This window comes from Paraburkholderia sp. BGA-UO-ETr-F21, from assembly GCF_059567925.1.
In genome coordinates this window covers 1-17,152 of the sequence record NZ_JCAQOY010000017.1, presented here as the reverse complement: position 1 = coordinate 17,152, position 17,152 = coordinate 1, and the positions used below count along the sequence as shown (strand labels likewise).

Annotated in this window: 11 protein-coding genes and 2 pseudogenes; 5 read left to right on the top strand and 8 right to left on the bottom strand. The window is 58.2% G+C overall.

What is annotated here, in order from left to right; genetic code table 11:
• From rfbB to AC57B1_RS12515, 4 genes are all read right to left on the bottom strand, one after another.
• Positions 1–1,062 (bottom strand): dTDP-glucose 4,6-dehydratase, encoded by a 1,062-nt coding sequence (gene rfbB / locus AC57B1_RS12530; RefSeq protein WP_496417639.1) that lies wholly within the window; start codon positions 1,060–1,062, stop codon positions 1–3.
• Between the two features lie 1,094 nt (positions 1,063–2,156).
• Entirely contained in the window at positions 2,157–2,891 is a 735-nt protein-coding gene (locus AC57B1_RS12525) for a Crp/Fnr family transcriptional regulator (protein ID WP_496417752.1), read from the bottom strand.
• 432 nt (positions 2,892–3,323) lie between these two features.
• Positions 3,324–4,811: a hypothetical protein gene (locus AC57B1_RS12520; RefSeq protein WP_496417638.1), complete on the bottom strand. Its 1,488-nt coding sequence runs from the start codon at positions 4,809–4,811 to the stop codon at positions 3,324–3,326.
• A 384-nt stretch (positions 4,812–5,195) separates the two neighbouring features.
• Positions 5,196–6,743, bottom strand: a complete 1,548-nt coding sequence (locus tag AC57B1_RS12515) for a methyl-accepting chemotaxis protein (RefSeq protein ID WP_496417637.1) — start codon at positions 6,741–6,743, stop codon at positions 5,196–5,198.
• A 271-nt stretch (positions 6,744–7,014) separates the two neighbouring features.
• On the opposite strand from AC57B1_RS12515, the gene AC57B1_RS12510 reads away from it, so the two are divergent.
• Positions 7,015–8,115 (top strand): MraY family glycosyltransferase, encoded by a 1,101-nt coding sequence (locus tag AC57B1_RS12510; RefSeq protein ID WP_496417636.1) that lies wholly within the window; start codon positions 7,015–7,017, stop codon positions 8,113–8,115.
• A 298-nt stretch (positions 8,116–8,413) separates the two neighbouring features.
• Here the strand turns inward: AC57B1_RS12510 and AC57B1_RS12505 are convergent, their stop codons facing one another.
• Positions 8,414–8,869: a nuclease-related domain-containing protein gene (locus tag AC57B1_RS12505; protein ID WP_496417635.1), complete on the bottom strand. Its 456-nt coding sequence runs from the start codon at positions 8,867–8,869 to the stop codon at positions 8,414–8,416.
• Between the two features lie 63 nt (positions 8,870–8,932).
• On the bottom strand, positions 8,933–9,556 hold the full coding sequence (locus tag AC57B1_RS12500) for a hypothetical protein (RefSeq protein ID WP_496417634.1): 624 nt from the start codon (positions 9,554–9,556) through the stop codon (positions 8,933–8,935).
• A 2,173-nt stretch (positions 9,557–11,729) separates the two neighbouring features.
• Between AC57B1_RS12500 and AC57B1_RS12495 the strand changes: the two genes are divergently transcribed.
• Positions 11,730–12,824, top strand: a complete 1,095-nt coding sequence (locus AC57B1_RS12495) for an integrase domain-containing protein (protein ID WP_408480068.1) — start codon at positions 11,730–11,732, stop codon at positions 12,822–12,824.
• Between the two features lie 9 nt (positions 12,825–12,833).
• Entirely contained in the window at positions 12,834–13,202 is a 369-nt protein-coding gene (locus AC57B1_RS12490) for a hypothetical protein (RefSeq protein ID WP_496417633.1), read from the top strand.
• Positions 13,203–13,234: 32 nt separating this feature from the next.
• On the opposite strand, the pseudogene AC57B1_RS12485 reads toward AC57B1_RS12490, so the two are convergent.
• Positions 13,235–14,216: pseudogene (locus tag AC57B1_RS12485) on the bottom strand (IS30 family transposase).
• A gap of 164 nt (positions 14,217–14,380) precedes the next feature.
• On the opposite strand from AC57B1_RS12485, the pseudogene tnpA reads away from it, so the two are divergent.
• Together tnpA and AC57B1_RS12475 are read left to right on the top strand one after the other, a co-directional pair.
• Positions 14,381–14,778, top strand: a pseudogene (tnpA, locus tag AC57B1_RS12480) (IS200/IS605 family transposase).
• A 423-nt stretch (positions 14,779–15,201) separates the two neighbouring features.
• Complete coding sequence (locus tag AC57B1_RS12475) at positions 15,202–15,489, top strand: hypothetical protein (protein ID WP_496417632.1); 288 nt, start codon at positions 15,202–15,204, stop codon at positions 15,487–15,489.
• A gap of 672 nt (positions 15,490–16,161) precedes the next feature.
• Here the strand turns inward: AC57B1_RS12475 and AC57B1_RS12470 are convergent.
• On the bottom strand, positions 16,162–16,632 hold the full coding sequence (locus AC57B1_RS12470) for a hypothetical protein (RefSeq protein ID WP_496417631.1): 471 nt from the start codon (positions 16,630–16,632) through the stop codon (positions 16,162–16,164).
• Between the last annotated feature and the right edge of the window lie 520 nt (positions 16,633–17,152).

The following is a 17,152-nucleotide window of genomic DNA, read 5'->3' as shown; positions in this document are numbered from 1 at the left end:
TTACGCGCGTTGCGCGTAGTTGGTCTCAACCCACTTGCGGTAGTCGCCCGAGGCGACTTCGTCCGACCACGCCTGGTTCTCCAGGTACCACTGCACCGTTTTCGCGAGGCCCGTCTCAAACGTCTCCGCCGGCTTCCAGCCAAGCTCGCGTTCGAGCTTGCGCGCGTCGATCGCATAACGGCGGTCGTGGCCCGGACGATCCTTCACGTAAGTGATCTGGTCGCGGTACGAAGCGCCCGCCTTCGGACGCAACTGGTCGAGCAGGTCGCACAGCGTGTGAACCACTTCGAGGTTCTTCTTCTCGTTCCAGCCGCCCACGTTGTATGTCTCGCCCGGCGTGCCGCGCGCGAGCACTTCGCGGATCGCGCTGCAGTGGTCGCCCACATACAACCAGTCGCGCACGTTCTGGCCGTCGCCATATACCGGCAGCGCCTTGCCCGCGAGTGCGTTGGCGATCATCAGCGGAATCAGCTTCTCGGGGAACTGGTACGGACCGTAGTTGTTCGAGCAGTTCGTGGTGAGCACCGGCAGGCCATACGTATGGTGATACGCGCGCACCAGATGGTCCGAACCCGCCTTGGTCGCCGAGTAAGGGCTGTTCGGCGCGTACGGCGTGGTTTCGGAGAATTGCGGATCGGTAGCGGACAGCGAGCCGAACACTTCGTCGGTCGACACGTGCAGGAAGCGGAAAGCGGCCTTGTCGGCCTCGCCGAGCGCATTCCAGTACTGGCGGGTCGCTTCGAGCAGCGTGAAGGTGCCGACCACATTCGTCTGCACGAAATCAGCCGGTCCATGAATCGAACGGTCGACGTGGCTTTCCGCGGCGAAGTGCAGCACCGCACGCGGTTTGTGCTCGGCGAACAAAGCGTCGAGCGCGCTGCGATCGCAGATATCCGCGCGCACGAAAATATGCTTCGGGTTGCCCTGTTGCGACTTGAGCGTACCCAGATTGCCGGCGTACGTCAGCTTGTCCACGTTCAGTACCGCTTCGTCCGACGCGTTGAGCCAGTCGAGCACGAAATTGGCGCCGATAAAACCGGCGCCGCCTGTCACGACGATCATGGAAGCCCTCTGGAAACCGCCTTCTCACACGAACGCAGAAGGCCTATTGGAATCTGGCAGACATCCGGTGAATGGTATGGACACAGGAGATCGTTAAGCAGATTTGGTATAGATTCTTATCGCGACTTCCATCGTCGCGAACAGAAGCAACCGGATCAGTGTAGGGGTCTAGTGATTTCGTTTCAGTGCGGCAAGCAACATATGCGCTTTCGCCCGCGCCAATCAGATTAATGAGGGGGAGTTAATGCGCACGGGCAACGGCTCAGGTGTTCGGGTTGCCCGTGTCTCGATCGCGTAACGTCGATCGTGTCCGGCTTGTTGTCAATGTATAGAACGTTTTCAGGAGGCCGCGGTAGCGTCGAAACGCCAACTGCTTAAGCGGCCCCTTGAAAGATTCATTCGTCGTCTCGTGGAGTTCTGGAACGTGCGACACATAACGCGCATACGAAAACACCAACGAGCACGCCGAATATGAAGCATAAGAAATGTGTCAAGACGCTCGACATTTACCTGGGTCCTTTCAATTGAGGCGAGATTGAATTTATAACGATTCACCCCCTTCGCGATTTACCGGAAACCACCGCACGCTGCGGGTCAAGCAACGCGCCGAACGCAAGGACAAACAGGCAGCAGCGATGGTATGGCGCGGCGGTCGTCGCGCCAAACATCATACTTTACTAGAATCGAGACCAAGGCGAAAAACGGACGAATCTGAGGCGATACAGGTGAGGCGCCGCATGGGACGTGAAATGACCTCTTGCCGGTGCACAAATGGTCCAGGCAGTCGAAGATCACGGCGCGATGGCAGTCTCACATACGAGCACGGCAAAGCCGGCAGAAACACGAATGTAGCGCGATGCGCGGCACGGACTGCCAGCCACCACGCAATGGCAGTTGGACGACGAAACAGACGGCGCTCGTACGCCGGCGAGGTACATCAAGATGATGCGTGCTTTCAACCGCTAACCAGTACGTCCGGTATTCCGGACTCAGCCGAAAAAGCCATTCCACTGGCAAGAAAACAGAGCGCCACGCGCGCAACTTTAATTCACGCCTCGACCAGCGTGTGGATTCGCGCGAGAAAATCTCGCTTCCTAGCGTGTGGCCTCCATTGCACTGATACGTGGCAAGAGCCGGTCGAACTCGCGTTTGACGATCTCGTAACACTCGCACGCCCGTGCTTCGAGTCCGGTCCGATCCAGGATGCGGACACGGCCACGACTGTGATGAATGAGTTCGGCGTCGCAAAGCTTGCCTGACGCCTCAGTTACACCTTCACGGCGCACACCGAGCATGTCGGCAATCAGTTGCTGCGTGACTTGCAAATCACTCGTCCCCGAACGATCGATATCGACCAGCAACCAGCGGCACAGCTGTTCGTCCAGTCGATGCAACCGGTTGCACGCCGCCGTTTGAGCAACTTGTGTGAGAAGGGCCTGCATGTATAGCAGCATGAGCGAGCGCAGAGACCCACAGTTGCGCAAAGCCTCGCGCAGCGCCTTTGCGCTTATTCGATGGGCGAATCCCCGGCACTGGGCCTGGACACTAGCCGGCATGGTGTCTCCACCTGTCAGGATCGGCACGCCTGTCGTGCCGTCCCTGCCGATCGCGGCGATCTCCACCGAACTGCCGTTTTCCATGGTCTGCAGAAGCGAGACAATTGCCGTGACCGGAAAGTAGACGGTTCGTATAAGTTCACCGGATTTCGACAACATTTGGCCGGGGGTCAACTCGACGAGTTCGAGATGAGGAGCAAGCACTTCCCATTCATGCGTTGGGAGCGCCTCTAGCAGACGGTTACCGCGGCGGTATGACTGATATGTCGTCATCATTTCCCTCACATAAGTATCGCAGGCCTGCGGATGGCGGGCCTCCACTCGAAGCGAGGGGGCAATGACTTCATTTCCCCTCACTCGCGCGGTCGGCAAACTGAAGCGGTAATGGAGACGATCAAAGCTTCGCACTGTTCACCACGTTGTCTTCGATGTCGCAGTGCAGCATAACCGGCAAAGAATGTCGCGCCAATAACACTGGCGGAATACCCAGCACGATAGGCGGAATAGTGAGGACTTATGTGCGCTGAGCGTTCGTTCTTGCGCTGTACGCACGAGCTGCTTTGTAGCAGATAGAGCAGACTTCGAGGTTATCTGATTCGTCTGCCAAGCGAAGTTTGAAATCGCGACAGTCTGATTTATTGAGGATATCTACCCGACAAGAGTTCCGCATACGCGAGACGCGGAACCGCTCCTGAGGTCGCTCAGTCAACGGCTCGGGTCCGTGCGGCCGCGGCCTGACCGGCTGCTCCCAAGTCTGTCGTCGTCCAACGTTGAAATCATTTCCGCTTCGCGCGTGACGGGCTTGCCGGCTAGCGCGTTCAGAACGCCAGCGAGAATCCGCCCGCCTATGTCGTGGTGAAAGATCCAGACGCCGTAGATTCGTCCGGTGAATGCAGCCTCACTCCCGATCTCAGGGTCAGGCCGGAATCCGGCACCGAGCCCAAATGTGAACAGGCCGCGTATCGCATTGCCGCGGATGTCGATCGGACGGCCGAACGTGTCGACCTCGATTCCGCCCTGGCCGAACTGCAAGGGAATCGTCGCGCCCCGGTGATCGACCAGCGCGGACATGTTGGGCCCGTAGCCCGCACTATGAATGACCGCACATGAGTCGGTCAGACAAATCGCGGCGCGCTGTTGCCCGGCCTCTCCGGAGGCTGCGTCGATCAATTCGATGTGCGGCTTCGTGCCGGCTACGCGACCGTGAGTCATGACGGAACATGCAACCTCGAACGCACGATAACGCAGGCCACTGGAGCGATTGATGCGCTTGGTGACAGGGCAGATATCGCTTGCCGGGTCTACCGTGTAGCCCCACGCGCGCGCTTCATCTTCGGTTTCGAAAAACAGCCGGATGGGGGAGCGATGAATGATGGAGATTTCATCGAGGCCGACACCTCCGAGGTCTGTAGCAAGGCGCTCCGTCATCGTGAACGCGCTATGCGAGCCGCCGATGATCGTTATGCGGTTGGTTCGCCGGGCTGTGGGCGGGGCGAACACGGGTGCGAAGCTGTCCACCAGTTGCTTCTTTGTGAGCCGAAGCAAATCGTCCGATGTGCGAATCATGACGCCGTTGCCCGGCGATGGAACGTCCAGCGTGCGACACAACTCATCGACTTCTTCGACGCGCTGCGAACCGCCCAGATTCATCACAACAGTGTCGCTCGTGACGAGTCGGCGTACGGTTGGTTTGCGCGTGTCGTGATGGGCGATTTCGAACCGCCCGTCTTTACCACGTCGGATCGCGTCGATTTCATATCCACGCAACACATCGACGTCGAAGTGTTCGACGACGTAGGCGATCAGGCGCTCGGCGGCAAGCGTGAGCAGTTGGCCAACTTCCGAGAGCAGCGGTGCACCGTCGGGATCCGCTGCCATTTTTTTATGCAGTGCGTTAAATTCGCGGATGTCGCCAAACACCTCGTCGAAACGCTCGTGTTCGAGGCACGCGAGGAAAGTCTTGGCCACCGAATTGCCTGTAACGTTCACGTAGTCGCCAAGCTTGCCTGCCCCCAGGCTCACGCGTCTATCGATAATCAGCAAGCCGTTTCTGGCTACCTCGGCCAGCTTGCCACTCTTGAACGCGTAGAACAGAAAGCCCATTCCCGCAGGCCCGGCGCCACACAAGACACACGAATAATCGCTTGCTACGCTGCCGGAATTCTCCGGGTTTTCCGCTGGGGAGCTCTGCATGACTATTGGGCTCGACTGTTGTCACTGGTTGATGCGCACAGTGCGCGTTGCCATTGTCGAGGATAACTCCCAACTGGCAATCTACACACAATATCCCCGAATGCGATACACCGCTCTGTGCGTTCGCGCACAGACAATATTTCGATACCTTACCGAATGAATGGAACAAATTTCCGGATCGCGCATGCGCGTCGGGAAAAAGTGCTGTCGCCCAGTGGATGATGCACTGCTGGGGCTCTTTGCGCATTAAACGCCCGCGCGGCATTGCAAGGACAGATGATTAGTATCGCTGATTAATAATCTTGCTTTTCTGTCGGAATTGCACCACGGGATCCGCTTTCGAATGTGATGCCGCACCCCAAAAGGAGCGCGGCCTGCTATTTACTAAGCCATCTGGAACACCGCCACTGCATCGCGCAATATCGTCGCCTGCTCCTCCAGCGATTTCGCCGCAGCAGCCGCCTCTTCGACGAGTGCCGCATTGTGCTGCGTGACTTCATCGATCTGCGAGACCGCCTTATTGACCTGCTCGATACCATCACTCTGTTCGAGCGCGGACGCCTCGATCTCGTTCATCACGCCGGTCACGCGTTCGACGGCGCTCATGGCTTCGTGAATCGTCTTTTGCGCGTCCGACACAAGCGAAGCGCCCTCCTGAACCTTGGCGGCCGATTCCCCGATCAATTCCTTGATTTCCTTCGCTGCCGCTCCCGAGCGCTGTGCGAGGCTGCGCACCTCCGAGGCCACCACAGCGAATCCGCGCCCCTGTTCGCCGGCCCGCGCCGCTTCGACCGCCGCGTTCAACGCCAGAATGTTGGTCTGAAACGCAATGCCTTCGATCATGCCGATGATTTCCGTCACCTTGCGCGACGACTCGCTGATTCCATCCATCGTTTCGGTGACTCGCGACACCACGTTGCCCCCGCGCGTCACGGTGTCGAGCGCGCCATGTGCGAGCCGGTTCGCCTGCTTTGCATTGTCGGCGTTCTGCTTCACCGTGGCCGACAACTGCTCCATACTCGCAGCGGTCTGTTGAAGGGCCGCCGCCTGCTGCTCCGTGCGCGAGGACAGATCCGCGTTGCCCGATGCAATCTCGTTCGCCCCCTGCGTGATCGCGGTCGTGCTGCCACGCACTTTGGATACTGTCTCGACGAGCCCATCACGCATCTTCGTCAGCGCCGACAGCAATTGACCCATCTCGTTGCGCGATTTGACCTTGATGGCGACCGTCAGATCGCCGGCGGCAATGCGTTCGAAATGCTTGACGGTCGCGTTGACCGGCTTGATCAGCGCCGCTGACAAACCAATGCGCGCCGCCACGCCGATCACAATCGCGATTGCGCCGATCGCGACGAACAGCAGCGTCGCGATCTGGAACCGTTGCGCCGCCGTTTCAGCTTGCTGGTGCTGGCTGTCCACCTGGGAACGCTCGAGCGCGTCGATCGCTTTCGAATAGGCGGCGTAAAAGCCGTTCGCCGTCTCGCCCTGAATGTTGCGGAAGGTATTGAAGTCGAAGTCGGCCAGCGCCTTGAACTCGGGCTCGATCGCCTTATCGACCAGCGCACTGCGCGCCTGCTCCACGCTCTGCGCGAGCTTCTGCTCGTTGTCGTTGGCAAACGGACCGGCCATGTAGGTGCGGAAATCTTTGTTCGATTCGACCAGCACCTTGTGCGCGGCCGGCAACAGTTCATCGGTCTGCTTACCGACGCTAAAGAGCGTCTGATACGAACCCAGCGCAAGCTGAACTCGCAGCAGCTTTTCGGAACTGGCCTTCAGATGAGACAGCGCGGCCGCACTGCGCTGCGTGTCGTCGAGGCTGCTGTTGGCGAGCTTGAGCGCGCCGTAGCCGACACCGATCACTGTCAGCAGGAAAGCGACAAATACGCTGATCACCAGCGTCAGGCCGCCACGAATTGTGATGTTATTAAGCATTGGGTCTCCGGAACGTCTTGCGATCGGCGGCGAAAACAGGTTGGCAGGTGTATGTGCCGTTTTTTTTGCGTGTGAATGACACTTCGCCGCATCCAGGTTAACGACCTCCCGCAGCTCCCGCTAGATAGGTGAAATCCATGACTGGCGGGCGTTTGCGGTCAGTTTGCACCTCACTATCTGGGATCGTCGCGCAATCGTGCCGAGGTGCTGCTTTTCAAGGCAGCGGGCGTTTCGTTTGTATAATTCGGCGTCTTCGCTCAGGCCCACTTTCATGCTTAGTTTTGCGCTCGGCTTTCTCGTTTCACTGCTGATCACGCTGTTGATCGTGCGCTATGCGCATCTGCATGAAAAATTCTCCACCGATACCGATCTGGCCGGCGTGCAGAAATTCCATGCGCGCCCGGTGCCGCGCATCGGCGGGACCGGGATTCTGGTCGGGCTGATCGTCTCCGCCGTACAGCTGCATCACGCCTACCCGGCCGTGTCAGGCGGCATTCTCGGGCTGATTGCGTGCGGCATGCCGGCCTTCGGCTCGGGGCTGGTCGAAGATCTGACCAAGCGCGTGTCGCCGCTCGCGAGACTCGTCTGCACGATGGCGGCCGCCGCGCTCGCCTATTTCCTCCTGAATATCGCCGTGACGCGCATCAGCGTGCCGCCGCTCGACTTCCTGCTCTCGTATGCGGTGATCTCCTGCGCGGTGACGGTGCTGGCGGTTGCCGCGCTCGCCAACGCGATCAATATCATCGACGGCTTCAATGGCCTCGCCTCGATGGTCGCGTTCATGATGTTCGCCTCGCTCGCCTACGTGGCGTTCCAGGTGTCCGATCCGATCGTGCTGTCCGCGTCGTTCATGATGATGGGTGCGGTGCTCGGCTTCTTCATCTGGAATTTCCCGGCGGGGCTGATCTTTCTCGGCGACGGCGGCGCCTATTTCATCGGCTTCATGCTGGCCGAACTGTCGATCATGCTGGTGATGCGCAATCGCGACGTGTCGGCCTGGTACCCCGTGCTGTTGTTCATGTATCCGATCTTCGAGACCTGTTTCTCGATCTACCGGAAGAAATTCATTCGCGGCATGTCGCCGGGCATTCCCGACGGCGTCCATCTGCATATGCTGGTGTACAAGCGGCTGATGCGCTGGGCAGTGGGCGCGAGGACCGCGCGCGAATTGACGCGGCGTAATTCACTGACATCGCCGTACCTGTGGCTGCTGTGTCTGATCGCGGTCGTGCCGGCCACGCTGTTCTGGCGGCATACGCTGCATCTGTTCTGCTTCGTGGTGGTGTTTGCCGCGACGTATGTCTGGCTCTACGTGAGTATCGTGCGGTTCAAGTCACCACGGTGGATGGTGGTCAGGAAGAGGAGACGGTGAGCACAGTTCACCCCTCCTCGTGTCAGCAGTGTTAGGTCAAGGACTAGCCTTGGCCGCGCGAGCGGCCCTCCTGGATTCGTTGTCGGTGTTCAACGAGAGCCTCGGGGTGCGTGTCTGCATGCTGCAAGATCGCGTCAACTATCTTGCGAACGGGCAGGCGCCCTGTCCCCGTGCGCGCAAACTGCTGCTGTCGCACCCGCAGGTGCCGGTAAAGTTCACTACGCTCAAGCAGCGCCGTTGGAAGCGTGGGTGCCACCATTGCCGCATCATGCGAAAAGACACCGAGCCCTTCGACGATTCACAGCCGCGGCGGAAGCAGTTTGCGCAAAAACCGCACCTTCGCCGCATTCTGCTTCATTGGCGAGGTGCGCACACACCGCTGTCCGTCAACCGTCGTGAGCGTCAACGTGTCGTCGGTCTCACCGTGTGTGACCACACCAGCCCAATGCTTTGTTTCGACCACGAAGACTCCGAACGGCGTAATCGCCAGATGATCGATTTCAGCAGTCGGAAAGGTGCTCCCCGGCGCATGAATCAGAACGAGACCATCCAATACTTCCCAGTTTTCGCCGCACAAACGCGTGAGGTGCCAGCGCAGCTCGGCTGACACCTCCCTCTCTCCTTCTTCCCCCCGCCCTCGGGCAGAGGCCGCCCGCGCTTCTCGAACTTCCTCTTTAGCCGACCGTTTATCGTTAAAGCTCAGATACGCATACAGCAATGCACTCGCGAGCCCGAAGATAGTGTGAATCAGCATGCTGGCTTCTCCTTTGTTTATGTAGGTGAAACCAGCGTATCGAGCGCTACGGGAAGTCAAGCATCAGGTCAGGATCGTGAGCCCGGGAGGAAGCCGCTTTTCTCGTGGCTGACCATCGTTCAGGGCCTCACAGACAGAATGCGTGGTTGTCCCCAGCGCGCGGGCCGCCTTGCGCAGGTCGCCACGGTGTTCCGTGAGGGCCTCCATGGCCTTATCGCTTGTGAGCATCGGTATGTCTGGTCGCGAGTAGGCTGCCGCATGCGAGCATTGGACATGTCTACTCTCGACACTCGACGCACCCACGGTGAGAGGCGCACTCAGTAAAGCGATGAGCTGGCGCTTTCGGATCCATTGCAAAAACTGGCGCCAATGCTCGAGCCTCTCGGCCGCCTCTTCAGATGTCAGCCGCTGCGTGGACCAGCGATTGATGAGGACCCGCAAATGCTTGCTGCCGAAGTTCCACGGTGTTTGTAAAGCATACCCGCTGGCGCGCAGCGCCTCAAAACCCGCCAATACCTCCGCCACCCGCCGGCATTGGGTTTCAGCCGGCACAGGATCCTTGGCCCGAGTGCGCCAATCATACGTCGACGTGACACGGCCCCGGGCAAGCCTGCGGAATTCCCGCCTGAATTCATACGGCAGACTGCTGCAGGCAATCACGTACCGGTATTCGTAAAGAATGTACATGTTTGTTTTCCTTGTATTGATTCCGTGACTTGGTCGATGCCACACCGGCACCGACCGGCGTTCAGCGGCGCGGCGAGCGCGCTGCCGTTTGAGTGCGCTGTTTATCGGGCCGCGCGCGCCACGGGCAAGGAAGTGTGCAGACGATGGCTAGATGCCATCGAGACGCAGTCAGAGGTGAAGTTGGAACGGCCGACGCTACACGCCGCCTGGACTGGGATGGCCGTCAGAAGTTCGCAAAGAAGAAAAAAGGGACGGAGGAGGGACAGCCGAAAGACAGGCACTAAAACTCACAGTGCCAAGGAGCGCGTACAGTGTCCAGAGAGCCAACCAGAGGCGTACGGGCGAACGGCTTTGCCGACAGGCCGATCGCAAAATACGGACGGCTATGGCAGTGCAAGATCGATGCGTTGTGGACGCAGGCGTGAATATACCCCCACGCCGTCAAAACTGGCAAGCCGGCGGCTCACGTACCCATGCTATGCTCGACACACCGAAACAGCGGGGAGCCAGCATGGACATCGCATGGCCGTTACTTGGACTCAATGTAATGTTTGTAGGCATGGGCTGGATGATGGACCGTGGTGCGCGCCGGCAGAGGAGGCAGCTCATTGCGCGACGTTCATCGGTCGCAGCTTCGTCCCAGAGGGAACCGCAACCGCGCGCCGTCGCGTTGCACCGGAGAGAACTGCACTGCCCACATTGCGGCCATACCATCGGTGACCGGGATTTCGCACGGCCGCATGCGCCGACGACCTACCGGCCGACACGCGAATTACCGTATTCCAGACGGCCACCCATCTGAGCGCGAACACACTGACGCTCACGTAGCCCGCGATATTCAGCCTTCAGGCCGCGCGGAAGGGACGACTTTTCAGAGCACTGCGCGGATCGGCCAATTTCTCGTTGGAGCACTTCGCGGACGCGGCCACGCTGTTTGCGTCGATCGTGGCGGCCACCTTACTCCCCACTGATGTACCGCGCTGAGACAATGCGGCTGTCACCGACTGACTACGATTCGCTCAACGATTGCTCAAATCTGCGTTGGCCAGACAACAGAATCTCTCTCGTCCCCCATTCGCAGTGACGTACGCCGCCAACCCGTTGGTCAGGCAAGGAAGCGCGCCAGGATGGGGGCCGAACGTAATCGCCGACCCGTGGACTGGTGTGCGATCGAAGGTCACCACATAGTGTTGCGTCGCGGGCCACTCGAGGACGTTGCCCATGCTGCGGCGACCTGCTTTTTGTGCGAAAGCGACACCCCCCTTTTGCTATCTCTGCAGCTATGTTCTAATGATTGCAGTACCGTTCGCTCACGTCACGAGCATCGACCATTACACCCCTTGCTGGGGGTTGGGGGCTTTTTAGCCCAATTTCTATACAAGCATTGCTCAGCGTCACGGCGAAGCAAAGCACTTTGCCAAGTTCGTGTTAGCAGCATCAACATGAATCGGGCGTGCACGGCTCAATCGAGCCAGAGCCTTTTCCAAAGCAAGAAGTTCCCACAGCGTCATTCGCGTGGTGCCTCTCTCACTCTTTCAGGCCAGCACGCGCAGTCGGTGTCGCGTCGCGACCAGTTACCGCCTGTGCGGTAAGTGATCGCTCGCCAACGGAAGTTCCGTACAGGCGAGTCTTTTCAACGTACCAGGGATTCGCTCCCTGACGCCTACGCCACAGATACGAGCGGTGTTCGTGACGCGGCCATGCCGCCAATGTCTTCCCGATGTCGAGGAAGCATCTTCTCCTTGCGATATACAGCGCGGTATCCATCAAGACAAACCTTGCGATTCACTCATCTCCGGATGAAGGCCGCAAGCGCTCCAATCGCGGCGTCTGCTCCCATGACGGGTGCAGAAGGAGTGTCTTTGTCAGACACCCGCCACTCACCGCTCCCGCATTGACGCAATTCCTCTTCGCGGGCTTCCACTTTCCATCCAGAACCTGCTTTCACCAAGGGCCTATCCGTAACCGGATCCCACAGCTCAACGCATTACCCGGCCCTCTCCCCGAATTCAATTGCTTACGTACGCGCTCGCCCCGCCCCGGCCAAGCCCGTCATTGCAGACATCCGAACGTATTCCGGATCTGTCACGAGCTCATCGTGACTGGGGCCGTGTTTGCCTCCCCCCGCGGGCGAACATGAGTTGACATGCGGGTCACAGCCGGGAGCTAGCTCATGAGCATGATGTCAAAGGCCATACACAATTCCGCAGTAAGCAGCAAAAAAGCAGGAGGCAGCTTTGCAACTCAGCAGAACAGGCGGTTCGATACAACAGGCCTTTTGCGCTTTGCCAGGCAGCTAGGGGAACTACGCGCATCGGTCAGTGAAATTCCGGAATGGGTGATTCATGCCTATGCCCAATACTGCATGGCGCAGGGCAAAACCGCGGGCACCCTTGCGAACATATTTTCGGCTGTTCGTGTCACATCACGCCTTGCCGGCCGGAACATTGACGAGGTGTGCAACAACAAGGAACTTCAACTCGTTCGACGAGTAAGGAAAGGGACAAAACGGGCCCTGAACCCGACTGAAATTGACGAGTTGATCGGCAGAGCGAAAGGGATAGACCAAGGGCTCATGCACATGATATCGCTCGCACTGCATCTCGGCCTTCGACGCAAGGAGGCGCTGATGTGTGCACGCGATCTCGGAATGTGGCTTGACGCACTCGTGCGCGGCGATTCCACGCTTCCGCTGATGCGTGGCTCGAAAAACGCAAGGCCGAGGCAAGTGCGGATCATCGAGAGCGAGCGCCCGCAGACGATCGAAGCAATCCGTTCCGCGCTCGCGTACGCTCGCGAATACAATCTCGAATTGATTACTGGCAACGGCAAGACGCTCAGATCAGCAATGAATCGCCTCAAAGCACTGCTCCGCCGGGCTGGTATGGTCGGGCCAATCAGCTTTCATTCACTTCGTTACACGTATGCGCTCAAGAGTGCAGTCGAAATGCTGGAGGCGGAAATGGCCCCCTACGAGGTTTTGGTGGAACTCAGCGAATCGCTTGGACACGGCCCTACCCGCATCCAGATGATTCTTGGACACTACTGCCAGCCGATCCGGGAGAGGTTCGAGGGGCATATATCGCTGCACAATATCGAAGCCGATCGTCGCCGCCCACCGAGCAAACTACCGCGGGCGACAGCGCGCCTTCTGGCAAAACGCCGACATGGCGCGCTAAGCGGCTATCCTATCGGCCAACCCAATGGGGCGCACGATCTGGCATGTCCGGCAGACGACGCGTTAATGGAACAGCATCCTTCCACTTGAGAGACGTCCATGTCCGATTCCTCGCTCTTGGAGCAGGTCAAGCGTTGCGCCGACAAGATCGGATGCAACGACATGATGCGCGCCATCATGGCCAAGGTCTGGCTCGAATTTGAACAGTCCATTGCTCCGTACCCGTCGTATCCATTCCGGCTGCAGGACCTTGATGTGGCCTTGCTTGCAGGCTTTGTCGAAGCGCGCTCGAAGCAATGCGTTGATGTTGAGCTGCTTCTCCTGGAAATCACCTGCATCAGGATGGTGCTGCTGGAATCCGGTTTCCTCCACAACCAGCTAACTGGACTCAGTGTTCGCGTCAAACGTCATCGGCTTGCCAATGATGAGAATGGTAAGTATCGGTTTGCAAAAACGCTTTCTATTTGACGGCGGTCTCAAAGGTGAAGCGCAACAGGGGGCTAATGAATGGAAGCTGAGATTATCGCAGCGGTTGCAAGCATACGTTCGAAGACCTCGAATGGCGAATCAAATGCATGGGTAGCGCGAGGTCGGCAGTTGGGGCTGTCGGCGATGGCATCGAGTTCGTCCTGACTGTAGATCGAGAGGTGAGTGCCCTTCGGCAGATACTGCCGCAGCAGCCCGTTGGTGTTCTCGCAGGTACAGCGTTGCCATGGACTGTGGGGATCGCAGAAGTACACGCACACGCCGGTGGCGGCGCTAAGCTCCTGATGCCGGGTCATTTCCTGCCCTGGTCGTAGGTTAAGCTCTGGCGCAGTGGGGCGGCGATCGAATTCAGTTTGGCAGTGAAGCCCGCCAGTGCCGAGGCGGCGGTGGCGTCTTCCATATTCACCAGCAGCACCAGGCGACTTGTGCGCTCAACCAGCACGCCGACGGAAGACTGGTTGCCGGCGCCCTTGATGGAGTTGCCTTCCCAGTGACCGGGCATCATCCGGTCCCCGACCTCAGGCGGGCGCACATGGATGCTCACCGTGTCGGGGATCTGGCCGCGCCAGTCAGTGCCACGCTTGCGTGACATACGCGTGCTGTGGCCGTGGCGCAGACAGGCTGTCAGCTGGAGGCGCAGTTCTCCGCGTGGCTGGGCATACATGGCGGTGTAGATGGTCTCGTGCGAGACGTGCTGGGTCGGATCGTTGGGCCACATGCGCTTGAGGGTACCTGAGATCTGCTGGGGCAACCACTTCCATTCCAGCAGGGTGAGTACGACGCGCCACGACACGCTTTGAGGGTGCAGCTTGGAACATGGGCGCGTAGCCTCACGCCGGCTCGCGCTGAGCGACTGTGCCGGCGCAGACGCATAGCGCACGGCAGAACACACGTGTTTCTGGTCAGCTCGCGGCTCACAGTTGATAGTGCGCGCCCGAGTGTTCGGGCCATGGCCCGAACACTCGAACCCTGCCGCTTCATACTTGCAACGGTCATGCGCTCTTCAGGCTGAAGCCGTTGGTACGTTCTTCTTTTTTGCACGTGCGCACCTTCCACGAGGAAGGTGTTGCACTTCAGATTTGATCGAGCCCTAGAATTTGAAGACCTAGAGTCGTTCCATAGTCGCGAATATAATTTGATCTACGGACACTGGTAACGACATAGGACACGGACGCCACTGCGTTTTCTTGATACACGTGCATTTGGTCTTTGTCACCAAGTACAGGCGTGGCGTCTTCACGAAAGATATCCTCGACGATATGCGCGTTGTGTTTGCGAGCGTGTCCACCGACGTCGAGGCCGAGCTAGTCGAGTTCGACGGCGAACACGACCATGTGAACCTGCTGGTGAACTATCCGCCCAAGGTCGCCGTATCGGCGCTGGTGAACAGCCTGAGGGGCGTTTCGAGCCGCATGCTCCGAAAGCAGAACTACCCGAGCATCCGGCGCAAATTGTCAGGAGGTGCGCTTTGGTCACCATCCTTTTCGAAGGTAGCTGGGAAGGCGCTCCCATTGCAGTGATCCGCCAATACATCGAGCAACAGCGAACGCCGCACTGAGCACTCCAAAGGACGGCTATGCCGTCCGCGCTATCTTTCCCCGCCCTGAAGGGGCGAGGTTTGACGCGCACTAGATCAACGGCCGCCCCGCTGAAGACCAGCCTCGACCGGCTTATTAACGTATGATAGCCCCGCAATCGGACCGTAATCTAATGACGGGCCTGGCTGTGTTCAGGTAGGTTCACAACAATCGATTTGGACTGCTTGAAAATGAAAAACTCCGACAGGTATTCGCATCGGAAGGCTCCGTGACTGCTTCTGACAATGCCGCTCGCGTCGTCCCTCGATTACCGTTGATTGCCAAGAGCCGAAAGCAATATACTTCTCGACTGATCATTTCGATCAAGCCTTGCGAGCGGGCGCCCCTCACAGCGAGGCTTTCGAAAATAGAGAATGCGCACTGTTTGTCATGCTTTGCATTCGATGAAAGCCGGAAATATCCTCGAACCCGATATGACTTTCCTCAGAATTCTCGAGTATGAGGTGGCGAATACGAAAACCGCAGCCTGGCAATGCTTGCATACGAAAGAACCGGCGCGCATGCCAAGCCCTCCTGTTTCGCAACAATTTCCTGACGACTGGTTGTCCTTTGCTGACCACATTCGCGCAGCCATGCTTATCTCCTTCGGTTTCGAACGCGCCTGTCTTGAAAAACGCACGATAATTTTAAGTCCCTTCGCTGGTCGTCGCTCAAATCAATTCCGAGCCTAATGTAACCTTCTGAATGCCGGAGGCTAACGGCATTTGTGTTGCACTTCTGTCCTCATCCATTACCTCTTACCCCGGTGAGTATGGTGCACGATGTGGACAAGCACCGCTGCGGCATGCGAGGCATTGCCGCCGGAGGGCTGCCCCACTGCATGACCGGACATTGCGCGCCAGAAGCATCGAGCCGCGCCTGTACCGCCTGTCACAAACACGAAGAATCAACCACCGTCATCAGCTGATGAGCGCAAAATAGCCGATCCCGGAGAAGATGAGCACACTTGCGCCCGATGATGCTTCGCATCCTGATATCAGCTTAAGTTGGTGCACATGCGACCGCGATTGCCTGATGTTTCGCGCCCGCACCAAATGAATTCGAGCAACGGAGCGTTCAGCCACGGGGGAAAAGCACAGTATGGCGAGCTCGTCGATTGCCTGCCGGGATCGCGGACGTCAAAGGTGTCGTCATCAGAATAACGGGCTTCGTAGCCGCGAACCTGGGGATGCCAGTCTCAGGCGCATCGCAGCCGCGAGTAACCATCTAGCGGCATAACTGCGGATGAGCCGCACCCGAAGTGCGGCTCTACTGACAGCCATCTGTTTGGCGACAACATACACACTGAACTTATGGGGAACTGCGACAATCAGCACGTGATAGCCCAACGAGGACGACTATTCTTAAAGGCTATCGACGCCAAAGCTCCGATGCCCGACAATGAACAATACTACCGCCAATAAAAGAAGTATGACGGGCTCAAGAAGGGATGCCCAGTTCAAACGGTCGGCGGTTACCATTTCAAAGCATGCGCCAACTACCGCAAGCGCGCTGAGCGTATGTGCGAAACGACCGTTAAGTTTCCGCTGCCCGGCTGTCGGCGAAACCGGCCGCTCAACACCAGAAGAACGTTTCTTACGGGAAGCGGCATCGAAGTTAATGAAATAGCCGCGCTCCCGATCATGCTCCACCGGGAATCGAACGCTGCCGCATTCCGCCATGAACGATTTACGCTGATCGGATTGATCGAGAATTTCCATAAGAGATGACAAACGCGGCGGCAGAGTTACCTCAGCTGATTCGCGATCTAACAGGACGCGATCGGTAAGAACAGTCCCTCCTTCGTAGCACAGTTCAACAACGACTATTTCCATGAACCACTCCATGATGAAAATTAGTTTAATGACCGGGTCCGAAAACCCGATCAGCCGACGACGCTTCACAACACAAGAAAGACGCTGCTCCATAGAGAACGCTGTCGCGTTCCGGACCCTTACGAGATCATGAGTAATGGTCCCAGCGGGGAGAAAAAAGGGGGCGCCGAGAGGCACCTTCGCATAGGAGGCTTAGGAATCAAGGACGACGCCCCATGGAAGGGTTCCGCTCGTTCCGGGTCGATGCGTTAGAAAACGCGGGGTGTGCAAGAAATATAGCCTCCTCCATGTCATTCATCGGGTGGAAAGCTGCGAAAAAGAGGGCGCCTAGAGGTGGCCCCGGAAATCTGGACAGTCGGTTAGGTGGAATCGCTGGGTTCTGAGATAGGCATAATGCCTGGCGCGATCAAATCTGAAGTGCAACACCTTCCTCGTGTAAGGTGCGCACATGCAAAAAAGAAGAACGTATCAACAGCTTCAGCCTGAAGAGCGCATGACCATTGCAAGCATGAAGCAGCAG

Excerpts from the sequence above, each read along its gene's own strand:
- rfbB (WP_496417639.1), bottom strand. The coding sequence starts at position 1,062 with ATGATCGTCGTGACAGGCGGCGCCGGTTTTATCGGCGCCAATTTCGTG.
- AC57B1_RS12525 (WP_496417752.1), bottom strand. The coding sequence starts at position 2,891 with ATGACGACATATCAGTCATACCGCCGCGGTAACCGTCTGCTAGAGGCG.
- AC57B1_RS12520 (WP_496417638.1), bottom strand. The coding sequence starts at position 4,811 with ATGCAGAGCTCCCCAGCGGAAAACCCGGAGAATTCCGGCAGCGTAGCA.
- AC57B1_RS12515 (WP_496417637.1), bottom strand. The coding sequence starts at position 6,743 with ATGCTTAATAACATCACAATTCGTGGCGGCCTGACGCTGGTGATCAGC.
- AC57B1_RS12510 (WP_496417636.1), top strand. The coding sequence starts at position 7,015 with ATGCTTAGTTTTGCGCTCGGCTTTCTCGTTTCACTGCTGATCACGCTG.
- AC57B1_RS12505 (WP_496417635.1), bottom strand. The coding sequence starts at position 8,869 with ATGCTGATTCACACTATCTTCGGGCTCGCGAGTGCATTGCTGTATGCG.
- AC57B1_RS12500 (WP_496417634.1), bottom strand. The coding sequence starts at position 9,556 with ATGTACATTCTTTACGAATACCGGTACGTGATTGCCTGCAGCAGTCTG.
- AC57B1_RS12495 (WP_408480068.1), top strand. The coding sequence starts at position 11,730 with ATGAGCATGATGTCAAAGGCCATACACAATTCCGCAGTAAGCAGCAAA.
- AC57B1_RS12490 (WP_496417633.1), top strand. The coding sequence starts at position 12,834 with ATGTCCGATTCCTCGCTCTTGGAGCAGGTCAAGCGTTGCGCCGACAAG.
- AC57B1_RS12475 (WP_496417632.1), top strand. The coding sequence starts at position 15,202 with ATGAAAGCCGGAAATATCCTCGAACCCGATATGACTTTCCTCAGAATT.
- AC57B1_RS12470 (WP_496417631.1), bottom strand. The coding sequence starts at position 16,632 with ATGGAAATAGTCGTTGTTGAACTGTGCTACGAAGGAGGGACTGTTCTT.